At 56.1% G+C, this 20,853-nt stretch carries 13 protein-coding genes; 8 read left to right on the forward strand and 5 right to left on the reverse strand.

Going from position 1 to position 20,853, the window contains the following annotated elements:
* Window positions 1–17: 17 nt before the first annotated feature.
* Window positions 18–653, forward strand: a complete 636-nt coding sequence (locus ACYVHX_RS26020) for a hypothetical protein (RefSeq protein ID WP_460674621.1) — start codon at window positions 18–20, stop codon at window positions 651–653.
* On the opposite strand, the gene ACYVHX_RS26025 is transcribed toward ACYVHX_RS26020, so the two are convergent.
* On the reverse strand, window positions 648–2,168 hold the full coding sequence (locus ACYVHX_RS26025) for a GH3 family acyl-acid amido synthetase (protein WP_460674622.1): 1,521 nt from the start codon (window positions 2,166–2,168) through the stop codon (window positions 648–650). The two genes, ACYVHX_RS26020 and ACYVHX_RS26025, sit on opposite strands and share 6 nt — an antisense overlap.
* Window positions 2,169–2,293: 125 nt before the next feature.
* Window positions 2,294–3,316: a LacI family DNA-binding transcriptional regulator gene (locus tag ACYVHX_RS26030; protein WP_460674623.1), complete on the reverse strand. Its 1,023-nt coding sequence runs from the start codon at window positions 3,314–3,316 to the stop codon at window positions 2,294–2,296.
* A 236-nt stretch (window positions 3,317–3,552) separates the two neighbouring features.
* Between ACYVHX_RS26030 and ACYVHX_RS26035 the strand changes: the two genes are divergently transcribed.
* The 5 genes from ACYVHX_RS26035 (at window position 3,553) to ACYVHX_RS26055 (ending at window position 11,855) form a co-directional block, all read left to right on the forward strand.
* Complete coding sequence (locus ACYVHX_RS26035; protein ID WP_460674624.1) at window positions 3,553–4,923, forward strand: Gfo/Idh/MocA family protein; 1,371 nt, start codon at window positions 3,553–3,555, stop codon at window positions 4,921–4,923.
* A gap of 117 nt (window positions 4,924–5,040) precedes the next feature.
* On the forward strand, window positions 5,041–7,968 hold the full coding sequence (locus ACYVHX_RS26040; RefSeq protein WP_460674625.1) for a SusC/RagA family TonB-linked outer membrane protein: 2,928 nt from the start codon (window positions 5,041–5,043) through the stop codon (window positions 7,966–7,968).
* An 11-nt stretch (window positions 7,969–7,979) separates the two neighbouring features.
* Window positions 7,980–9,431: a RagB/SusD family nutrient uptake outer membrane protein gene (locus ACYVHX_RS26045; RefSeq protein ID WP_460674626.1), complete on the forward strand. Its 1,452-nt coding sequence runs from the start codon at window positions 7,980–7,982 to the stop codon at window positions 9,429–9,431.
* A gap of 11 nt (window positions 9,432–9,442) precedes the next feature.
* Entirely contained in the window at window positions 9,443–10,738 is a 1,296-nt protein-coding gene (locus ACYVHX_RS26050) for a DUF3472 domain-containing protein (RefSeq protein ID WP_460674627.1), read from the forward strand.
* 10 nt (window positions 10,739–10,748) lie between these two features.
* Window positions 10,749–11,855, forward strand: a complete 1,107-nt coding sequence (locus ACYVHX_RS26055; RefSeq protein ID WP_460674628.1) for a mevalonate kinase family protein — start codon at window positions 10,749–10,751, stop codon at window positions 11,853–11,855.
* An 81-nt stretch (window positions 11,856–11,936) separates the two neighbouring features.
* Here the strand turns inward: ACYVHX_RS26055 and ACYVHX_RS26060 are convergent, their stop codons facing one another.
* The 3 genes from ACYVHX_RS26060 to ACYVHX_RS26070 all read right to left on the reverse strand — a co-directional run bounded on the left by ACYVHX_RS26060 (window position 11,937) and on the right by ACYVHX_RS26070 (window position 15,387).
* Entirely contained in the window at window positions 11,937–13,142 is a 1,206-nt protein-coding gene (locus tag ACYVHX_RS26060) for a lanthionine synthetase LanC family protein (protein WP_460674629.1), read from the reverse strand.
* Window positions 13,143–13,305: 163 nt separating this feature from the next.
* Window positions 13,306–14,316 (reverse strand): GntR family transcriptional regulator, encoded by a 1,011-nt coding sequence (locus ACYVHX_RS26065; RefSeq protein ID WP_460674630.1) that lies wholly within the window; start codon window positions 14,314–14,316, stop codon window positions 13,306–13,308.
* Window positions 14,317–14,412: 96 nt separating this feature from the next.
* Window positions 14,413–15,387: a nucleoside hydrolase gene (locus tag ACYVHX_RS26070; RefSeq protein WP_460674631.1), complete on the reverse strand. Its 975-nt coding sequence runs from the start codon at window positions 15,385–15,387 to the stop codon at window positions 14,413–14,415.
* A gap of 395 nt (window positions 15,388–15,782) precedes the next feature.
* Here ACYVHX_RS26070 and treY point away from each other — a divergent pair, with 395 nt between their 5' ends.
* Window positions 15,783–20,012 carry a malto-oligosyltrehalose synthase gene (treY, locus tag ACYVHX_RS26075; protein ID WP_460674632.1) on the forward strand — a complete coding sequence of 1,410 codons (4,230 nt, stop codon included), beginning with the start codon at window positions 15,783–15,785 and terminating at the stop codon, window positions 20,010–20,012.
* Between the two features lie 66 nt (window positions 20,013–20,078).
* A complete protein-coding gene (locus ACYVHX_RS26080; protein ID WP_460674633.1) occupies window positions 20,079–20,849 on the forward strand; it encodes a 3-hydroxybutyrate dehydrogenase in 771 nt (256 codons plus the stop codon).
* Window positions 20,850–20,853 lie beyond the last annotated feature (4 nt).

Here is a 20,853-nt window from a genome sequence, read left to right on the forward strand (position 1 = left end):
ATTTTCTTTTTGAACGTATGCTGACATCCGGAATCAACGCGCAAAAAAGTGAAATTGGACCCGAGCTGGCCTCATTTAGACCGAACAAAACCATTCCGTCGGTGATCGAAAAAAACGTGCTGACGGCCTTGTCGTTCTACCCCGAATTACGGAATACGGAGATCCGGTTTTGTTTCAAGCAAAAAATCCGCTCGTCCGTCATGCAGGCCCAGCCGGTTTTTCGCAGTCTGCTCAACCGCCGGGAACTCCGCGCCTACCGCATCAACATCAGCGCGATGTTTAAGCTGACGCACACAGCCATTCCGATACACCAGATTCCCGACGCGATCATGATTGGCTGGATTGGCCACGAACTGGGGCACATCATGGATTACGAAGCCCGCAGCAACATCGGTCTGGTCGGTTTTGGCATCTCCTACGTCACCTCACCCGACTACGTGAAAAAAGTCGAACGCATTGCCGATGCGTACGCCGTTAGCCACGGTTTGGGCCATTACCTGATCGAAACCAAGCGGTTTATCTTGGACCATGCCGAGCTGCCGCAGGCGTATAAAGACAAAATCGCCCGGCTGTATGTTTCGCCGGAAGAGATTGTGGAACAGGTAAAAAAGCTGGAAGAAGAAAAACTTCAGAAACAGAAACGGGAGTTATGACAGCTGCGTGATGTACTGTTCAAACTCCCGGAAATCCTCCTCTTTCATCACGCGCGGAATCTTCGTCTGCCCGCCGAGTTTCTTGAATTCTTCACTCCACCGGTAAAATTTTTCGACCGGCACCACCTCGGCTTCCACGCCTTTTAACGATTTGCTTCGGGCTACTTTGTAGTTCTTGTTGGTTTCGCACAATTCCTGATCCAGCAAAACCGCAAGCTGCTGATTATCAACCGTTCGGTCGGACCCAATAAACCATTTATTGATGTATTCGCCGTCCTTTCGGATGGCGGCCACCACAAATTCCTTGATTTCCACGTCAAAATGCTGCTGAATTTTCTGCATTGCCTGGTTCATTTGAAAAACCGACAATTGCTCGCCCACGACGTTCAGGAAATGCTTGGTCCGGCCCGTAATTTTAACCTCGGAACGTTGTTTGTCGGTAATCATCACCGTATCGCCGATCATGTAGCGCCAGGCGCCCGAAACCGTCGAAATCAGCAGGACGTAGTCGGTATTTTCCTCCGCATCGGCCAGCGACAGAATGGTGGCATCCGGTTTTACGCGGCCCTCCTCATCCATGTTCTCGTCGGTAAACGGCACAAATTCAAAGAAAATACCGTTGTCGAGAATCAACGCCAGCGACGAAGTATCCGGTCTTTTCTGCGTGGCCAGGTAGCCTTCCGAGGTTAAATACGTGTCGATATACGTCAGCGGCCGGGCAAACAGTTTTTCCAGACTTTTGCGGTACGGTTCAAACGCCACCCCGCCCGTTGTGTATACGTGCAGATTCGGCCAGATGTCGTGAATCGTGTTCAGTTTATTGTACGAAACGACTTCCTTCAGCATCATTTCAACCCAGGAGGGAATGCCGCTTAAACTGCCAATGTCCCACTTCGGGGCTTCAATCGCGATTCTTCGTACTTTTTCGTCCCAGTCTTTGATGGAAGCAATCTCCGCCCCGGGTTTGTAAAACGTCCGAAACCAGGCCGGGAGGTTGGCTGCACTGATGCCGCTGATTTCCCCCGCCTGGTGATCGTCGGCTTCAATCAGGCTGACGCTGCTGCCGAGCATCATGATTTGTTTCTGGAAAAAATCGGCGGGCAAATCGAAATTTTTCAGGCTCATGATCTGCTGAATGCCCGATTTACGGATCGAATCCAGCATATCGTCCGTCACCGGGATGGATTTGCTGTTGCTGGTGGTGCCGCTGCTCAGGGCGAAGTAATCCTGCCCCCCGGGCCAGGTCACATTCTGGTGTCCTTCAAGCAAATAATGCCACCAGTCCCCGTACATTTTGTCGTAGTCGTGCACCGGAACCGCCTGCTGAAAAGCCCGGACTACCTCATCGCTTTTCAGAATTTCCGTAAAGTTGTGTTTTTTGCCAAAAGCTGTCAGCCGTGCTTTCGTCAGCATCGTTTGCAACACCTCGCGTTGGGCCTTCGCCGGGTCGGGCTCCGACGTAATAAAACCATAAACATCAATCGCTTTGCGGATGAATTCGCCAATAACTGCCATCGGTATTTTTGTTCGGATAGGATCTACCGGAATAACCTGAATCTGGGCGGTTTGTTCCTGAATTTACCCCGGGAACTGATTCAAGGTCCGGATCCGGGTCCAGGGAACCAGTATCGGGTCACCGATCACAAAACTTCGTTTTGTTCCCGCAGGACCAGTTCCGGTTCGAGAATCACCTTCTGGAAATCGGTCGGAGCAATTTTGCCGCTGATAACTTTCAGCAGAATGTCAGCCGCCATGAAACCGATCTGGTAAGGATGCTGCTCCACCGAAGCGAGGGGTGGGTGTTCCAGGTACGTATTGAGGGGTAAATTGGCAAAACTGACAAACGAAATATCCTGATTGACCACCAGACCAAACGTCCGGCAAACCTGCATGGCATCCAGCGCCACGTAATCATTGAAGGCCAAAACCGCATCCGGCCGGGTGGGCGACGACAGCAACTGATTCATTTTCAGCACGGTTTCGGGCGTCGTCAGATCGCTTCGTTTGATCAGCGCATTTTCGACGGGCAAACCTTCTTCAATCAGGGCCGTGATATACCCCCGATACCGCTCTTCGCTGGCTACCAGCGCGTGGGGACCATTCAGCAGCGCGATGCGTCGGTGCCCCCGCCGGGCCAGCCACTTGGTTGCTTCGTAGGCCCCTTTCTCCATGTTGCACTCCACCTGATGAGCGGCAATGTGGGGCGGAATGCGGTCAAACAAAACCAGCGGAATCTGCCGGTCCATCAACTCTTGAATGTGGTGATTCTGCTGCGTTTCTTTGGCAACGGACAGCAAAACGCCATCGACGCGGTTGGACGCCAGCACGGTCAGAATCTGTTTCTCGCGGTCGAAGCGGTCGTGGGACTGGTAAAGCGCCACCGTCATCTGATGGTCGAAGGCCAGTTCTTCAACGCCGTTGATGACCTCCGAAAAGAAATTCTCGCGGATTTCGGGCAGCACCATCCCGATCACCCCCGTCCGGCCCCGTTGCAGGTTGCGCGCCGTCGTGCTGGGCAGGTATTTTAATTCGCCGGCCAGGGCATGTACGGCATTGCGGGTGTGGGCACTGATGCGGGGATGATTTTGCAACGCCCGCGACACGGTGGATGGCGACACATGCAATTGCCGGGCAATTTCCTTTATGGTAATAACATCCTTCATGTGTGTCGTATTCCGCCTTACAATTTACGCTATTGGACGAAAATCGCAAAATTTTCTTTGGTTTTGCACAAACGTTTGCGCACCCGCGAACAAACGTTTGCGCAGATCAAAACCGTCAGAATCAGGTCGCTATAGGCCCGGTTTTGGTTGTTCGTTTATTACCTTTTCTTCAATTTTCGGAATCAACTAACTCAAATTCCTTAACACAAGGAACCTTAACGTAAGTGCACCGCCCTATGCCGCTATCCTCTCGCCGATCCTTCCTGCGCACCGCTGCCCTAAGTACGGCTGCCGCGCCCCTGATTCCCTCGTTGTTCGAACCGGTGGCCGCTTTTCCAAAACCGGCGGCTTTGTCGCAGGTTCGGCTGGCCTTTATTGGCGTTGGATCGCGCGGCCGTAGCCACGTTCGGCAGGCGCTCTTCCGCGACGATGTGGTCATCACCGCCATTTGCGATCCGGACCCGGAAGCCATCAGCCGCACCAATTCCATGATCGAAAAAAGTGGCAAAAAAGCGCCGGCTACCTACATCAAAGGCGGTGAGGATTTCCTGAACATGCTCAAACGCGACGACATCGACGGTGTCGTAATCGCTACCCCCTGGGAATGGCACGTTCCGATGGCCGTTGCCACCATGAAAGCCGGAAAATACGCGGGCGTGGAAGTGTCGGCCACGGTCACGCTGAAAGAATCCTGGGATCTGGTCAACACCTTTGAAAAAACCGGGTCGCACTGCATGATTCTGGAAAACGTCTGCTACCAGCGCGATGTGCTGGCGGTTTTGAACATGATCCGGCAGGGCATGTTCGGCGAAATGCTGTACGCCCATTGCGGCTACCAGCACGATTTGCGCAACATCAAATTCAACGATGGCAAAGGCGGAGTTGGGGCCGAATTTGGCGCCAAAGGCTACTCGGAAGCCCGCTGGCGCACCCAGCATTCCGTTGATCGCAACGGCGATTTGTACCCCACGCACGGATTAGGTCCCGTCGCCCACTGGCTCAACATCAACCGGGGAAACCAGTTTATCCGCTTGACCTCAATGGCAACCCAGCCGCGTGGCTTGCACAAATACATCGTCGACAAAGGCGGTACCAACCACCCGAACGCGAAGGTCAATTTTAAGCTCGGCGACGTGGTGACGACGATGGTTCAGTGCGCCAACGGCGAAAACATCGTCATCATGCACGACACCAACTCGCCCCGCCCCTATTCACTGGGTTTCCGGGCGCAGGGCACCCAGGGCATCTGGATGGATGATGGCAAAACGATTTACCTGGAAGGAACCAGCCCAAAACCACACCAGTGGGAGCCATTCGCGGCTTACCAGGAAAAATACGATCACCCGCTCTGGAAACAGCACGGCCAGACCGCCCAGAGTGGTGGCCACGGCGGCATTGATTTCTTCGTGATGCGGGCCTTCATCGAATCCATCAAGGCGCAAACCGCCCCGCCGATCGACGTGTACGACGCTGCGGTTTGGAGCGCCATCAGCCCGCTGTCCGAACAATCCATTGCCCAGGGCAGCAAACCAGTTGATATTCCGGATTTTACGCGGGGAAAATGGAAAACGAACAAGCCGGTTTTCGGCCTGAATGAGATTTATTAAGCCTATTTCTATCGTACTGAATGCTCCGGGTTTGTAACGGGCCGAAACCACCGGGTTTCGGCCCGAAAGCCCACCGTTTGCCTTTCTTACAACAACTCACTTTATCCATTCAACAACATGAAACAGCTTTCCGTAAGTTTATTGCTGTGGCTGTCGGTAACCGTTTGCAGCGTTGCGCAGTCGGTTTTACGGGGAACAGTCCGCGACGACGCCGGGCAGCCCTTACCGGGTGCCACCATCATCGTGCGGGGAACCACGCAGGGCACGACCACCGACGATCAAGGCGTTTTTTCCGTCCGCACGACCCCGGCGGATGTGCTGGAAATCAGCTCCATCGGGTACCAGGGAACCACCGTCACCGTTGGCAACCGCTCGACCGTCGACGTGTTGCTCAAAAAGGCGGACACCATGCTGGACGAGGTGGTTGTGATGGGTTACACCACCACCAACCAGCGCAACCTGACCGGTTCGGCGCAGGTCGTCACGGCCAAAGAACTGAAAGATGTAACGGCCAACAACGTCGGCCAGCTCTTGCAGGGAAAAGCCGCCGGGGTGTTTGTCGGCAACAGTTCCGGCGATCCGCGGACGCCCCCCAAAGTGCTGATCCGGGGTGTGGGAACCCTGACCGCCAGCTCCAACCCGCTGTACGTCGTTGACGGGGTGATCGGCGGCATTCCGAACCCCAGCGACATCGAATCCATGACGGTTTTGAAAGATGCCTCGGCCACGGCTTTGTACGGTGCGCGGGCGTCCAACGGCGTGATTGTCATCACCACCCGCCGGGGTGCCTCCGGCAAAACCCGGTTGACGGCCCGCTTGAATCAGGGCATTGGGACCCTGAGCCTGGGAAATTTCCGCCTGCTGGACGGCCCGGAACTTTACGATTTGCAAAGAAAAGTGTTCCAGCGCGACCGGCCCACGGGCATCCTGAACGACTACCTGCCCACGCCGGAAGCGAATGCCAACACCAACTGGTTCGACCAGGCTTTTCGGACCGCGAGCAACACACTGGCGGAGCTGAGCGCGTCGGGCGGCAGCGACAAAACCCGGTTTTTTCTGAGCGGTAATTACTACAAAGAGCAGGGCATTTTGCAGGGAACCGGTTTGGACCGGTTCGGCGGACGGCTTAATTTCAGCCACAACATCAGCGACAAATTCCGGGTGAGCGTCAATGGGGCCGGGCTTTTCACGCGCGGTTACGACGACAGCAACGGCGCGCTCTATGCGGCCTACACCTATCTGCCGTACGATGATCCGAATTACAACGGCCAGCCGTACAACCCGGTTACGGGCGCGAAAAAATGGTACGGCCGCGACAACGCCAACTTCATTTACAACCGCCAGTTCAACACGTTCCGGGAGAACACCCTGTCGGGCGATCTGCTCTTTAAAGCCGAATACGACCTGCTGCCCTGGCTCACACTGACAACCACCAACCGGGCTCAAACCAGCTATTACGGCAGCCAGAGCAGCCAGGATATGCGCGGCCCCAGCGCCCTGGACGTGCAGGGACGGCTTTCGAACACCACCACCCGCGACTACACCTTGCTGACCTCCAATCTGTTGCGGTTTCGGCACAGCTTCAACGGCGGCCACAGCCTGGACGGCTTGGCCGGTTACGAATACCAGAACTATTACTACGAATCGCTGGGGGCCACGGGCAAAGGAATTTTCTCCGGGCTGAGCATTCTGGATGCCACTTCGCAGCCGGAAACGATTACCGGCACCAAAACCGACAACGCCTTCTCGTCGTACCTGTTCCAGGCCAATTACGGTTATCAGGACAAGTACCTCTTCACCACCTCGTTCCGTCGGGATGGCTCATCGAAGTTTGGCCGTGACCGGAAATACGGTAATTTTTACGCTTTCGGTCTGACCTGGAATGCCTCGAACGAAGCGTTTCTGCGCAGCAATCCGCTGTTGACTAACCTTAAATTCCGGTTGAGCTACGGAACTACCGGAAATGCCGACGGCATCAACGACTATGCCGCCCAGGGGCTGTACAACCTGACGGGCCAGTACGCCGGGATTCCGTCAGCCTACCCCACCCGCATCGAAAACCCGAACCTGTCGTGGGAGGTGTCCAACAACACCAACCTGGGCATCGACGCCAGTTTGTGGAACCGGCTTTCGATCACCGTTGATTTGTATAACCGGCTGACGAACAATCTGTTGTTCAACCGTCCACTTCAGGCTACCAGCGGGTATTCGTTCATCACCGAAAACGTCGGTGCGGTTCGGAACAAAGGGCTCGAAGTCGTGTTGTCGGCGGAGATTCTGCAAAAAACCGCCCTGAAATGGCGGATGGATCTTAACGCCGGAATCAACCGAAACCGGGTGACGGCCCTGTACGGCGACCGCAGCTTCGTCGCCAACGGCCAGCGGCCCTACGCGCTGGATCAACCGCTGAACAGCTGGTACCTGCGCCGGTGGATGGGCGTCGATCCGCAAACCGGCGGGCCCCTCTGGGAAAAAGTCGGCACGGACGGCACCAGCACCACGACCAACAACTACAACGATGCGACGATCCAGTTCATTGGCAGCAACGCGAATCCCAAACTGTTCGGCGGTTTTCGGCAGGTGCTGAGCTGGAATGGTCTGGAACTGAACGCGTTCTTCACCTACAGCACGGGCTCCATCCTGTACAACGGGGACCGGAACCTGTTCGACAACGACGGCGCGTACGACCGCTACAACCTGATGGCCTTGCAGGAGGGTTGGAGTCGGTGGGAACAGCCCGGCGACGTGGCCACCCATCCGAAGTACGTCATCGGCGGGAACAACAACGCCCAGCGCCCCTCCTCGCGCTTCCTGGAAAACGGCAACTACCTGCGCCTGCGCAACGTCAGCCTAACCTATGATCTGCCGACGGCCCTGGTGAACCGGGCCAAACTGGATGGCGTGCGCCTGTCGGTTTCGGCGGATAACGTGTTCACGATCACGAAGTTTTCCGGTATTGATCCGGATGTAACCGAAACCGGCGAAGTTGGCACGAAATACCCGTTCAGCCGGAAATTGGTTTTTGGTCTCCAGTTTAACTTTTAAGCCTCAACCCCATGAAACTCTCCATATCGCGCATTTTGCTGCTGAGTTGTGTGGTGGCGACCACCGCCTGCGAAATTGATACCACGCCCTACAACGGTTTGTCGGAATCGGCCATTCTGCAGGGTGAGCAGGGACTCCGGGCGGCCACCGACGGAAACTACACCTTTCTGAAGGAGTTGGATTATACCCGTAACCTGTTCATTATGAACGAATATCCGGGCGATAACCTGACCCTCAGCGGAACAACCACCGATGCGCTTTTTCTGACGTACACCTACCGACACACTTCCGACCAGGCCAATGCGCTCCAGCTGTACCGCAAAGCCTACCAGATTATTGTGGGCTGCAACAAGGTCATTGGCGCCCTTCAGCCCGGCACCTCGAAGGAGATGGATCAGATTCTGGGCGAGAATATCTTTCTGCGCGCCAGCGTTCATTTCGACCTGGTGCGCCTGTTCGGACGGCCTTACAACCAGAGCCCGGAAACGAATTTGGGCGTAATCATCAAAACCGACACCAAGGCCGACGACAATGCCGCCCGCGCGACGGTAAAAGACGTTTACGCATTCATCGTCAGCGAATTGCAGAAGTCTGCTACGCTGATGACGGTTCCGCGTACCAGCAGTTACGCCAGCGCCACGGCGGCCAACGCGCTCCTGTCGCGGGTGTATCTGTACATGAACGATAACACCAACGCCATCAAATACGCCGATCTGGTGATTACCGAAAACCGCTTTGCGCTGGCGACGCCGGATCAGGTTCCTACCTTTTTCACGCTGGAGAACGAGCAGAATAAGGAAGTTATTCTGGCAATCAAACACACGCTGAAAGACGACCGCGCCTGGAGTTCGCTGGGTTCGATGCTCTATACGTCTCCCGGTGGGGTTGGCTGGGGCGAGGTTTACGCATCGCAGGATTACCAGGATCTGGTCAACAAATACCCGAACGACAAACGGCGGACCTTTCTGGTGCGGAAGCTGACGGCCCAGGGCGCGCAGGAAAAACGGAACGGCATCGACAAGGTGTACGTTACGAAATTTTCCAACCAGGGCGGTATTGCCACGCTCAGCTCCCCCATTCTGCTGCGTCTGTCGGAGGTTTACCTGAACCGGGCTGAAGCCTACGCCAAAACCGGCGCCCCGGACAAAGCCATCGCCGATGTGAACCTGATCCGTCGGCGGGCGGGCCTGGCCGGCGCCGAACTGTATACCGGAACTGATCTAAAAGGACTGGCAACGGTGCTGGACGTGGTGTTGCAGGAACGGCGGCTCGAACTGGCCTTTGAAGGACACCGAGCCTACGATCTGTACCGCAACGGGCGGAGTCTGGTACGGAATTACCCCGGTTACCACAACACGGCGACCGGCCAGCAAACCGTCCCGGCCGACGACAAACAAGTGGTTCATTTGATTCCGGAAGCAGAAATTGTCTTAAATTCCAACCTGAAACAGAATCCTCTGTAAGTTTTTTTCGAATGGCTTTCCTAACCCAATTCCTTTTTTGGATCTGTACCGGATGGGTGATGCCGACGGGTGGTTCGCACGACGCGAATCGCCTGTCGGTACCCATCGGCGGCAACGCCTGGGTGAGTAAATCGGCGGAGGGTACCGGAAAAATTACCAACGACGGACTCACAGGCTGGACGAGTTCCGAAACCGAAGTCTCGGTGTACATCCGGCTGGCTAAAACCGGCACGCTCAAACTGTCGGCAATGCTGGATGTTCCGGAAGGGACCAGTAAAATCCGCGTCACGGTTTTGGGAAAACCGGTCGAGTTTTCGGCCCGCTGCAAGGCCGAAAAGGAATATTTTCTGGGTGAATGGGCGGTTCAAAAACCGGGTTACCTCCGGATTGCTATTCAGGGTTTGGCCCGGTCGGGGGAGAGTTTCGGGCGCCTTCGGGCATTGGGCGTGAGCGGCAGCGCCATCGATGAAAAGGCGGTTTTTGTCCGTACCAACGAAGGCAATTATTTTTACTGGGGTCGGCGCGGGCCGTCGGTTCACCTCAAATACGCGCTTCCGGAAACTACGGATTTCGAGTGGTTTTACAACGAAATTACCGTGCCCGAAGGCAGCGACGTCATCGGTTCCTACTTCATGGCGACCGGTTTTGCCGAGGGCTATTTCGGAATGCAGGTCAATTCGCCCACCGAGCGCCGGATTCTGTTTTCGGTCTGGAGTCCGTTCAAAACCGACAACCCGAAAGCAATTCCCGACGATCAGAAAATCCTGCTGGAGAAAAAAGGCGAGGGCGTTACGACCAACGATTTTGGCAACGAAGGTTCGGGCGGACAAAGCTATAAGCGATACAATTGGAAAGCGGGCCGAACCTACCGCTTTTTGCTCCGTGGCCGACCGACGGATGCGAACGTCACCACCTATACCGCCTATTTCTCGGCAGCCGACGAGACCGACTGGCAGTTGATCGCCAGCTTTAAGCGCCCGAAAACCACGACCTATCTAAAGTCTTTTCACTCGTTTTTAGAGAATTTCATTCTCGATTCCGGCCCCATTACCCGGCAGGTTGCCTTTGGTAATCAGTGGGTTCGGACCAAAGACGGCGACTGGCAGGAAGTGGTCTCGGCCCGCTTTACTGGCGACGCCACTGCCCGGGCCGGGTATCGGCAGGATTACGCGGGCGGTTTAACGTCCAAACACCAGTTCTTCCTTAAAAACTGCGGCTTTTTCGACGAATCCGTGCCCCTCAATTCTGACTTTACCCGCCAACCCCAAAAGAAAGCGCCGTCCGTTGATTTTTCCCGCTTACCGTAATTAAACGCTTATGTCCTTCCCTACCTCACTCGCTATATCCACACCCGGGCGCATTTGTTTGTTCGGAGAACACCAGGATTACCTGGGTTTGCCGGTAATTGCCGCGGCCATTTCCCAACGAATCCGGATCACCGCCGAACCGATTGCGCAACCGGAAATTCGCCTTTCGCTCCCCGATCTTTCGGCCGAAGAGCGGTTTTCGCTCGAAATGCTGCCCTTGTCCTACCAGCACGACCGGGATTATTTCCGCTCCGCGGTCAACATCCTGGTGCGCGAAGGCTTCCGGTTTTCCGGCGGAATTCGGGGCGAAGTGCGTGGGGAAATTCCGATCAATGCGGGCACTTCAAGCTCCTCGGCCCTCCTGATTACCTGGCTGGCCATTCTGAGTCAGCTGGCCGACAACCCACAGACGCTAGCCCCCCGGCGGCTGGCCGAACTGGCCTATTCGGCGGAGGTGCTGGAGTTTGGCGAACCCGGTGGCATGATGGACCACTACGCAACCGCTGTCGGCGGGGTAATTTACCTGGAATCCAAGCCGGACATTCATCTGGAGTCGTTTCAGCCGCACCTGGGCGCTTTTGTGCTGGGCGACTCCCGCCAGCCGAAAGACACCATCGGGGTGTTGAAGCACGTCAAGTTCGGCATGCTGGGGGCAATTGAAAAAATCCGTCAGTACGATCCCGGTTTTTCGCTCCACACCTGTCCTTTCGAAAAAGCGGACGAATACCGCCCTTTGCTGACGCCCGACGAAATGATTCTCCTGAAAGGCAACCTGTCGGACCGGAACGTATTGCAGGAAGCGCTGGCGATGTTCCGACAGGGTGTTATCAATCACCAGCGACTGGGGGATTTGCTGACGATTCACCACAGCAGCCTGCGGGATGCCAAGCGGGTTTCGACGCCCAAAATTGACCGGATGATCGACGAAGCATTGAAAGCCGGGGCTTACGGCGGCAAAATCAACGGTTCCGGCGGGGGCGGCTGCATGTTTGCCTACGCGCCCGAGAATCCGGAAGCCGTGGCCGAAGCGATCGAGCGGGCGGGCGGAAAACCGTACCTCATCCGGGTCGATCAGGGCGTTTCCCAACGTCCCAGCGCGGTGTCCATCGCAGAGTAGTTGGGTCGTTAATGAGCACTTTTTAATTTCAAATGGAGGGCACTGTCAGGTTAATTTAGCCTGACACTTAACCCTTTCCGCTCAGGACAGCAGTAAAAACCGTTCCCAGGGAGTTGGCGCCCCTAATTCGGCAAGGAGGCACAGGCCGATGCTGCTTTCACCATCCAGCAGGCCCAGATTGGGTTCGAAGCCTCCGCTGCCGTGCGAGAGAAACACATTTTCCTGGCCTTCAACCAGAGCGTAATGGCCCGTTTCCTCTGCCCAGGCGTCAGCCGCTTCGGTCAACACCGGATGGGGGAAGAACCGCGCAAACCGCCGAAACAGAAACGCCACCCCCGCAGACCCGTGGCAAAGACCGGCATCCTTCACGAACGTATCCGTCGGCTCCCGGCGATGGGCGGCTTTCAGCATCGTTTCGCAGGCAATTGACTTCCACTGCGCATTTTGTAGGGTTTGACCCGCCAGCCAGAAGGCATTCGCAATCCCCAAATCACCGTAGCACCAGCCCAGGCGACTGTCCTGATCGACCCGGTTTTCCGGCACCATCGACGGAAAAACACTCCTCCCCGAACGGTTGCGCTGGTCCCAAAGCCCTTGCAGCGTCCTGTCCAGCAGTTCGGCGCAAAGGGCCCGGGCGTACCCCCGTTCGTAAAACAGACTCAGGATTGAAACAATGCCGGCCGTACCGTGGGCCAATCCGGGATTGTAGCGCAACGGATGCGCCGGTTTTCGGGGACCGGACCCGTAGAACGGCCAGCTAATGCCGCCCCCCGGAAACCGGGTTGCGGTGGCCACCAACGTTTCGATTAGGTGGGTGATGTACCGACCGATTTCCGGCGTGGGGGTTCGTTCCAGAAAATAGAGAGCCGCGCTCAGGCCACCATACAGATAATCATAATCGCCTTCCCGCAGCAACTCCCGTGACAACTCAAAAAGCGGCTCATCCAGATCGGCGACAACGTCCTGAGCGTCAAAACCGTCAGCCAGAACCAAACCGTGATTAAACAGGTGCAGAAACGCCCAGGCCACCCCCGCCATGCCGGTTGCGAACGAAGGCGTCAGCTCACCGTTCTGGATTGCCGCCAGACTCGCCGACACCCGCTCCCAAATCCGGTTGTCGTCCGGTTGACCGGAAAACCGCTGGGCATACGCTTCGAGCAGGGCGTAGCCCATCTGCCCGGTGAGCAGGCCAACTTCGGCATCAACCGGCTGGCGGTGAACGTGGCCGTAAATGCGGTCCAATAGGGCGCGGTTTGTTTGCGTTGGTAAGTCGGTGAAAGTGTTCATTAGGTTGTTCTCCCGCCGTGTGGTGGTGGTTGTTTTCAGGAATTGATGAACTAAAACTAGCGCCGTACCTTCCTGTTCACCAGCCGCACTCAACAGCCGGCGGTTTTAACTGAATAACCGGCTGGAAAAAAACCGTAGGAGGTGGTAATCGAAAATGCGGTTTTCAGAGGGATTTTCGCAGGGTTAACCCGCCGGGATTCGCGATTTTCTCCCGACGGCGGTGGGTCAGCAACCACCCGGCGGTTTGGCCCATCAGCGCAAAATCGGTGGAAATGACGCTGATCCCCCCCGCCAGAATTTCTTTCATCGGGGTATCATCGTATGACAGCAGCCCAATCTGCCGGCCCAACGTCAGACCCTGCCGGTCAATGTCTTTCAGAAAAGCCACCAGATCGTGGTCGGCAAAAAGCAGCAGCACTTCGCCGGGCTGAACCAGGGCGTCGGAATACGTATCGACCACCTGAGAAGGAAACCCAGTCTCCTGACCGAACCGGCGAAAACCGGCCAGCAGCGCGGGGGGGACGTATTGAAACCGGTCTTTGGACAGCACCAGCGTCAGCCTTCGGTACGCTTTCAGGCGCTCCCGGGCGGCCGAAAGTGCGTTATACATATCCTGCTCGAAATTCTGGTAAACGGCGGCATAATCACCCGGCAAACCGGGAAGGTTCTGGTCCAGCAGCAACAGTTTTTCGGGAGGGATCAGGCTCACCACCTCCGACACATCCTGCTCAAAATGAGGCATCAAGACGTAGGCGCCGAAACGGCCCAGGTTGTTGCGCACCAGCGTTTCAAAGATGACGGGATCGTAATGGTGGAAGAACACGCTCAGCACCGCATCATCCGGCAAAGCCGACTTCAGGGCGTCATACAGCGCTTCCTTGTAGGCATTCAGGGTGTCGAAAATCAGCAGCACATTCAGCGACAACCGCACATTGGTGCTGGCGACGTAAAACCCTTTGCCGTGCTGCGACCGAATCACACCCCGCTGCCTTAAATCCTCGTACGCCTTCGCCACCGTCACCTTGGCAATGCCCAGCGAACTCGCCCATTCATTAATCGACGGCAGCTGCTGACCCAACACCAGTGTCCCCTGCTCAATATGGGTCAGAACGGTTTCGATCAACTGCTGGTATTTGGGTTGATTCGTTGACAGGTCCAGGGGCGTATCCAGCATATCCGCGTCGGTTCATTCAATGGGTTGAGCTTGTAAAAATAGGAAAACCGGGGCAGTATTCGATGCCAGCCGGGGCTTCGGCGGGTCGGGTTGGCATTAGCGACCCAGCATTAGCTCCTCGATCCGGCGCTGAATCTGCTCGACGGGGGCTTTGATCGCGACATACGAATGCCGGGGATTCGCCGGTTTTTTCCATTCATTACGCCCATCCGGAAACACAACACATTGGCCTTCTTTTACTTCGGTAAAATAGGCGCTGGCACCTTCTATGGCTTCCAGAACCGCCACCTGATCCCAGCTGGCCCGGCCTTTAAAATCATTGTAATGGTGGTAAGCCTGATAAACCGGACTGGCAGACCGACACCGGGACTTGAAGTCGATCCCACCCGTGATTAACTGATTGCCCACCTCCCAACCCGCAAACGTCACCGATTTTGGCCATTTTGCCAGACAATCGACTGTTGAAGCCGGATCGGGCCGGTAGAAATTGGCTTCTTTTCCGCCCGGAAACTGACCGCCCATGCACGACCATTTTTTGGCTTTTCGGGCCACTAGTTCCCGTCCGTTCAGCGGGCTAATGGCATCCGGTTTGGAGTTCAGCAGGCGGCTTAAACTCGTCAGGTGTCCAATCGTCAGGATAACGACGCTGTTGTCCGGTTCTTTCGCCAGCAGCCGGCGGTAAACGCTCGTACTCTCTTCCGCATCTGCGTTGGTCGAAAACCGGTGCGGAAACTCCTGGGCAATTTTTTGGGTATAGCGGGAAAAACTTTTTAAGGAATCGCGCTGGCTGACGCCAACCGGCAACCCGTTTCGGCCAAAATAGGTGTTAATGGCATCGGTGCAGGGCGCGCTGTGGGCTTCGTCACTGGTCACAATTACGCCCAGAATCCTTGCCTGACCCGCCCGCTCGTAGGCATGGAGCATCGCCAGCGCGCCCACATCGTCAACATCCGAATCCATGTCCGTATCCAGAATCACCGCTGTCGGTTTTTGGGCAGTCGGCGGCCTGGTGAAAACCGGTTCACTCAGCAAAACCGCCAGCATCAGGGCAATAAGATGTACGTTCACCATCCTTTTTCTTTTTTTAACCAATGACCCAAACCCGACTGGCCAACCCGGTTTTTCGGGCGGCAGGCAAACCGGTGGTGGAATTCCCGGGTTTTTCTGCGGAAAGGTAAAAAACTTTTAGGTCCAATTGCCCCGGCGACTTGTAACCTCGGCCAACAGCGGCTTTTCCGATCATCGCAGTGGGTGCTTCCAACAAGCCGGATGCTGGCATTTTTGACCCAAATCCGAATCCAATTTTAAGCCCATTTCCTCACTTCCGCGGCTGTTTTTCCAAACTTTTCGGGTTACAGGCGGTTAAAATGGCATCCGGGCAGGCACTGGCTTCAACCGCAAAATGCCTGTTCGGGAATCCTTATTTTTCGTTTATTCCAGTTAGTGCCACGTATTGAGCAATCCCTATGAATCACCCCATTACCAGCTACCGGATCCAGTTTCATGCCGGTTTTACGTTTCGTGATTTTGAGAAAATCCTTCCATATCTGCAAAAACTAGGGGTCGATACCGTCTATGCCTCGCCTATTTTTGAGTCGGTTCCCGGCAGTCAGCACGGCTACGACGGGGTCAACCCGCACCGGATCGACCCGGAAATTGGCACCGAAGAACAATTTAAGAGCCTGAGTAAAAAATGCCGGAACCTGGGAATTAGCTGGCTACAGGATATCGTTCCGAACCACATGGCGTTCCATCCCAACAATCCGTGGCTGATGGATGTGCTGGAAAAAGGGCCCCTGTCGCGCTACGTTCCTTTTTTTGATACGGTCTGGACCAGCCAGCTTTTTCACGGGCGACTGACCGTACCGTTTCTGGGGGCACCACTCGAAGACGTGATTCAAAACCGGGAACTGAAAGTCGTCTACCAGGATGGCCGGTTTGCCTTGCAGTATTTTGAATCGGTGTATCCCATCCGGTTGCGCTCCTACCCAACGATTTTGCAGGCCAGCGACCAGCCGTTGCCCGAATCGGTCCAGCAGGTGATCGACCAGATTCGGCAGACCCAGTTGGTCGAAGAACCCGAAGCCTACGCCCTGGCGATGAACGAACTCCGCCAGCAACTGATTGCGCTCCAGAAAAACCGCCCGACCCGTACGTACCTCAACGCCTGTCTGAAGGCGCTCAACCGCCAGCCGGGTCTGATCCGCCAATTGGCCGACGAACAGGTATACCGCCTGAGTTTTCATCAGGAAACCGACCAGCGCATCAACTTCCGGCGGTTTTTCACGGTCACCAGCCTAATTGGGGTCAACATGCAGAACGATGCGGTTTTTTCTCATTTTCACCAGCGCCTGAAAGCTCTGCTGGACGAGGGCGTCATCAGTGGGGTGCGGGTCGACCACATCGACGGTTTGTACGACCCCAACCGGTATTTGCAAAAACTCCGGGACCTGGTGGGAGAAAAAGGCTACATCGTAGTGGAGAAAATTCTGGAAGCCGGGGAAGACCTGCCCACCACCTGGCCTATTCAGGGCACCAGCGGGTACGAATTTCTGGCGCAGGTAAACAATGTGTTTACGCAATCGGCCAGCGAAGAACCATTCACCCGGTTTTATCAGCAGCTCATCGACGATAATACCCCCATTTCCCGGCAGATTCTGGACAAAAAAGCCCATATTCTTTACCAGTCGATGGGGGGAGAACTGACCAACCTGTACCGGTTTTTCCTGGAACTGAACCTGATCGAGGAGAAGTCCCTGGCCGATTTGCCGCCGGAAAGCCTGCAAACGGCCATTGGCGCGTTGCTGATTTATTGTCCCGTTTACCGGTATTACGGCACAGCCTTTCCACTCGTTGAAGCGGAAGCCTCGGCCATTCAAAGCATTCTGAACCAGGTTCGCAGCGATCAGCCCGAATTAAAAGCCGCCCTCGATTTGCTGGAAGAAGCGTTGCTGGAAAAACCGCAGCAGGGCGATGACGACTACAACGCCCGACTGAGCCGGTTTTACCAGCGCTGTATGCAGGTAACCGGCCCGCTCATGGCCAAGGGAGTGGAAGACACGCTGATGTATACCTACAACCGGTTTCTTGCGCATAATGAGGTGGGCGATGCGCCGGAAGCCTTCGGGGCTACGCCGGATGAATTTCACCGGATGATGCAGGAGCGTCGGCAACACTGGCCGCTTTCGCTCAACGCCACCTCCACCCATGACACCAAGCGCGGGGAAGACGTGCGCGCGCGGCTAAACGTGCTGTCGGATTTACCCGATGAATGGATGGCCACCGTCCGGGAATGGCAGCGACTCAATGCCGATTTAAAAACCCAGGGCGCGCCGGATGCCAACGACGAATACTTTATTTATCAGACCCTTCTTGGCGCCTACCCGATGCCCGGTCAGGACGCCGACGGTTTTGAAAACCGCCTGCACGAATACCTGGAAAAAGCCCTGCGGGAAGCCAAACGGCACTCCAACTGGAACGAACCGGATGCTGAATACGAAGCAGCCGCCCAGGCCTTTGCCAGCGGCTTGCTGAACCCGAAAAGGCCGTTCTGGAAAAGCTTCCGGAAATTCCACCAGAAAGTCGCGGATCACGGCATTCTGAATTCGCTGGCGCAACTCGTGCTCAAAACCACCTGCCCCGGCATTCCCGACATTTATCAGGGCTGCGACCTGTGGGACCTGAGCCTGGTGGACCCCGACAACCGCCGACCCGTTGATTATAAACTACGTCAACAGGCGCTTGATGCACTAACTGCGGATGATTCGGCGGAGCCGGTAACCCTGTTGCAGGAACTCTGGCAAAACCGCTACGACGCCCGGATCAAGCTCTGGCTCACGCACGCGTTGCTGCAGCTGCGAAAACAGCAGCCCGCGCTATTCAGTGAGGGACTTTATCTACCGCTTTCCGTGGAAGGCCGCTGCAAGGATAATGTGCTTGCTTTTGCCCGGCGACATGGGCAGAACTGGCTCGTTGTGGCCATTCCGCTTCATCTGGCGGCCTTAAGCCAGCGACAAAACCGCCCGGTTACGGGTCTGGACTGGAAAGACACCCGGATTTTGTTGCCGCCGGATGCGCCCACGCAGTGGCACCACGGTTTTCTGAAAACCAGCGGGCAGGTAGAAAACGAACTGCCCGTTAAAGACCTGTTCGCGGGCTTTCCGATGGCTATTCTGCAACTGGCGCAACCGGCCAACGACCGGAGCGCCGGGGTGTTGCTGCCCATCACCTCCCTGCCGTCGGCTTTTGGCGTCGGTGACCTGGGGCCCGAAGCGCGAATATTTGCCGATTTTTTGAGTCGCAGCCGCCAGCAGCACTGGCAAATTCTGCCGCTCAATCCCACAGAACCGGGAACGGGCCATTCCCCGTACAGCACCTATTCGAGCATGGCCGGAAACACCCTACTCATCAGTCCGGAAGTGCTGGTGCAGGAAGGGTTGCTGGACACCGCCGAGCTGGAAACCTACCGGCTTCCGGTTACCGACCAGGTAGACTATCCGGAAGCGGAGCGGATTCGGAACGACTTGTTCGAGAAAGCGTACCGGGCGTTTGGCGAAAACCGCACCTCACCGCTGCACGAACCGTTTCAGGCGTTTTGCCAGCGGGAAGCCTACTGGCTTAACGACTTTGCGCTGTACATGGGACTGAAACACAAACACAACGGAAAACCGTGGTTTTCGTGGGCAGAAAGCTACCGGCTACGCGATCCGGATGCGTTGAAAACGTTTTCAGAAACCGAGCAGGAGGTGCTGAATAAGGTAAAATGGCTTCAATTTCTGTTCAGCCGGCAGTGGCAGCAGTTGCGAACCTACTGCAACGACCGAAACATTCAGTTGTTGGGCGATTTGCCGTTTTACGTCAGTTATGATTCGGCGGATGTGTGGTCGCACCCGGATCTGTTCAGCCTGGATGAAGCAGGTCAGCTAACGGCCGTGGCCGGCGTTCCGCCCGATTATTTCAACGCCAACGGGCAATTGTGGGGAATGCCGGTTTTTCGTTGGGAACGGCTGAAAGAGCGCAACTACGATTGGTGGATTCAGCGCATCCGGAAAAACGTGGAATTGTACGACCGGGTACGCATCGATCACTTCCGGGCGCTGGCCGATTATTGGGCGGTGCCGGCGGGCGAGACTACGGCCATCCGGGGTGAATGGAAACTGGGTCCCGGCCCGGAATTCTTCCACGTCCTGGAAAAGGAACTGGGCGCTTTGCCCTTCGTTGCCGAAGACCTGGGCGATATCAGCCCGGAGGTTTACCAGCTCCGGGATGCGTTTCACCTGCCCGGCATGAAGGTCGTTCAGTTTGCGTTTCATCAGGATTTGCCGATTTCACCGCACAGCCCCCACAATTATACCCCCGAGTTTATTGCCTACACCGGAACGCACGACAACAATACGACGCGGGGCTGGTATCGGCAAAACATGACGCAGGCCGATCGGAGAAAATTGCGGCAATACGTCGGAAAACCGGTTTCTGAGACTAATGTGCACCAGGTGCTGAGTCAGTTGGTGTACGCGTCCGTTGCTAAAACCGTCATTTTGCCGATGCAGGATGTGCTGGGTCTGGACGAAACCGCCCGAATCAACACCCCGGCTGCCACTGAAAACAACTGGCTCTGGCGGCTGGTGCCGAATCAGGTTACGCCCGAAGCGGAAATGCAGCTCCGCGAGTGGACAACATTGTACAATCGGTGGTAACTTGCGTCCCCACGGCCGGAATTCCGGATAAGCATATTTCACGGTTTTCAGTCCGTGGGGACGTTTATGAAAAAAACCGTATTGATTACCGGCAGCACCAGCGGCATCGGTCTGGCGATTGCGCGCGCCTTTGCCCGTGAGGGCCACCACTTGATTTTGAACGGACTGGAAGCAGACGGTGAAAAAACCGCAGCCGAAATTGCGACGGAATTCCGGGTTGATCATCTGTTCGATCCGGCCAACCTGCTGCAACCCGAAGCCTTGCGGGCGATGGTGCGAAAGGCCGAACAGCGGTTTGGAGCCATCGATATTCTGGTCAACAATGCGGGCATCCAGCACGTTGCGGCCGTCGAGGATTTTCCGGACGACAAATGGGATGCCATTATCGGTCTGAATCTGACGGCGGCTTTTCACCTGACGAAAGCCGTCTGGCCGGGCATGAAACAGCGGCAGTTCGGTCGGATTATCAACATCGCGTCCGCCCATGGGCTGGTGGCTTCCGAACACAAAAGTGCTTACGTGGCCGCCAAACACGGCCTGGTCGGTTTTACGAAAACCATTGCGCTGGAGGGTGCCCGTTGCGGCATTACGGCCAACGCCATCTGTCCCGGTTTTGTCCGGACGCCCCTGGTCGAAAAACAGATCAGCGATCTGGCCACGGCCCAGCAGCTTCCGGAACCCGAGGTGGCCGAAAAAATCCTGCTGGCCAAACACGCGATCAAGCAGTTTATTCCGGCCGAGGCCATTGCCGATCTGTGCCTTTTTCTGGCTTCCGAAAGTGCCGCCACGCTGACCGGCGCATCGCTGCCCATCGACGGCGGCTGGGTAGCGCAGTGATCGT

This window comes from Larkinella ripae (assembly GCF_054780775.1).

Excerpts from the sequence above, each read along its gene's own strand:
- ACYVHX_RS26055 (WP_460674628.1), top strand. The coding sequence starts at position 10,749 with ATGTCCTTCCCTACCTCACTCGCTATATCCACACCCGGGCGCATTTGT.
- ACYVHX_RS26040 (WP_460674625.1), top strand. The coding sequence starts at position 5,041 with ATGAAACAGCTTTCCGTAAGTTTATTGCTGTGGCTGTCGGTAACCGTT.
- ACYVHX_RS26045 (WP_460674626.1), top strand. The coding sequence starts at position 7,980 with ATGAAACTCTCCATATCGCGCATTTTGCTGCTGAGTTGTGTGGTGGCG.
- ACYVHX_RS26070 (WP_460674631.1), bottom strand. The coding sequence starts at position 15,387 with ATGGTGAACGTACATCTTATTGCCCTGATGCTGGCGGTTTTGCTGAGT.
- ACYVHX_RS26080 (WP_460674633.1), top strand. The coding sequence starts at position 20,079 with ATGAAAAAAACCGTATTGATTACCGGCAGCACCAGCGGCATCGGTCTG.
- ACYVHX_RS26020 (WP_460674621.1), top strand. The coding sequence starts at position 18 with ATGCTGACATCCGGAATCAACGCGCAAAAAAGTGAAATTGGACCCGAG.
- ACYVHX_RS26030 (WP_460674623.1), bottom strand. The coding sequence starts at position 3,316 with ATGAAGGATGTTATTACCATAAAGGAAATTGCCCGGCAATTGCATGTG.
- ACYVHX_RS26025 (WP_460674622.1), bottom strand. The coding sequence starts at position 2,168 with ATGGCAGTTATTGGCGAATTCATCCGCAAAGCGATTGATGTTTATGGT.
- ACYVHX_RS26035 (WP_460674624.1), top strand. The coding sequence starts at position 3,553 with ATGCCGCTATCCTCTCGCCGATCCTTCCTGCGCACCGCTGCCCTAAGT.
- ACYVHX_RS26065 (WP_460674630.1), bottom strand. The coding sequence starts at position 14,316 with ATGCTGGATACGCCCCTGGACCTGTCAACGAATCAACCCAAATACCAG.
- treY (WP_460674632.1), top strand. The coding sequence starts at position 15,783 with ATGAATCACCCCATTACCAGCTACCGGATCCAGTTTCATGCCGGTTTT.
- ACYVHX_RS26050 (WP_460674627.1), top strand. The coding sequence starts at position 9,443 with ATGGCTTTCCTAACCCAATTCCTTTTTTGGATCTGTACCGGATGGGTG.
- ACYVHX_RS26060 (WP_460674629.1), bottom strand. The coding sequence starts at position 13,142 with ATGAACACTTTCACCGACTTACCAACGCAAACAAACCGCGCCCTATTG.